1 protein-coding gene is annotated in these 1,545 nt (G+C 67.0%); it reads left to right on the top strand.

What is annotated here, in order from left to right; translation table 11 throughout:
• The coding region (locus tag ACWEO7_RS39445; protein ID WP_452430946.1) for a GAF domain-containing sensor histidine kinase at positions 1-1,545 on the top strand (1,545 nt) is incomplete at both ends.

The following is a 1,545-nucleotide window of genomic DNA, read 5'->3' as shown; positions in this document are numbered from 1 at the left end:
GTGCGCGATACGCTTTCGCAACTGCGGCTGCGCGAACTGCTCGGCGAGGTCAAGGATCGCATCGAGCAGATCATCGATGCCCGTGACCGCATGGACGGCTTGGTCGAGGCCATGCTCACCGTTACCTCCGGACTCGACCTCAACCGCACCCTGCGCACCATCGTGCACACCGCCATCTCTCTGGTCGATGCCCGCTACGGCGCACTCGGCGTCCGCGGCCACGACCAGCAACTCACCCAATTCATCTACGAAGGCATCGACGAACCGACCCGCGAGTCGATCGGCGACCTCCCCCAAGGCCACGGCGTGCTCGGACTACTGTTCAGCCAGCCCAAACCGATCCGCCTGGACAACCTGGCCGACCACCCCTCCTCGGTCGGATTCCCCGCCCATCACCCCCCGATGCGCACCTTCCTCGGCGTGCCCGTCCGCATCCGCGACGAAGTATTCGGCAACCTCTATCTCACCGAGAAAGCGGGCGGCCAACCCTTCACCGAAGATGACGAAGTCATCGTGCGAGCCCTGGCCGCCGCGGCCGGAATCGCCATCGACAACGCCCACCTCTACGAATCCGCCCGCACCCGCCAAGCCTGGATCGAAGCCACCCGCGACATCACCACCGAATTCCTCGCAGGCACCGCCCCGGGCCAGGTCATGACCCACCTCGTCGAAGCCACACACCGGCTCACCGGCTCCGAACGGACCTATCTCGCGGTCGTCCCGGACTCCGAGGGGCCACCCGAAGAGATCACCGAACTACTGATCACACATACCGCCGGCGCCGCGCACGACCAGCGGCTGATCAAGCTGCCGTTGGGAGACACCACCATCGGTCAGGCCTTCCGACAGCGTTCTCCCCAGCGGGTGGACGACGCTCGCCGCGCGGATCTCGGCAAGATCTTCCCCGACGCGGGGCCCGCACTCGTGCTGCCCATGCAGACCTCCGATTCCACGGTGGGCGTGCTGGTCGCGCTGCGCGCAGCCGAGTCGGCGCCCTACAACAACGAGATCCTCGAACTGACCTCCGCCTTCACCGACCAGGCCGCGCTGGCGATGCAACTGGCCGACGCACAACGGCGCATGCGGGAACTGGACATCCTCTCCGACCGCGACCGCATCGCACGCGACCTGCACGACCACGTGATCCAGCGGCTGTTCGCCGTCGGGCTGAGCCTGCAGGGCACCGTCCCCCGCACCCGCGTGCCCGAAGTGCGCGAGCGGATCAACGAGGCGATCAACGACCTGCAAGATGTCGTCCAAGAAATCCGCACCTCGATCTTCGACCTGCACGGCGGCGACAGCGCGCGGGTGCGTCAACGCATCGAGGAAGCCATCCGCCAGCAGACCGCGCCCAGCGGCATCCGCACCTCCGTGCGCATCAGCGGGCCACTCTCGGTCATCGATCCCGAACTGGCCGATCACGCCGAAGCCGTTGTCCGCGAAGCGGTCAGCAACGCCGTACGGCACTCCGGAGCCGACACCGTCTCGGTCGAGATCACCGTGGCCGACGACCTGACCATCGTCATCGAGGACGACGGCTGCGGG

The sequence above is a fragment of the Nocardia sp. NPDC004260 genome, assembly GCF_053603155.1.
The sequence above is the reverse complement of the archived record's forward strand: the minus strand, read 5'-3'. Positions and strand labels throughout refer to the sequence as shown.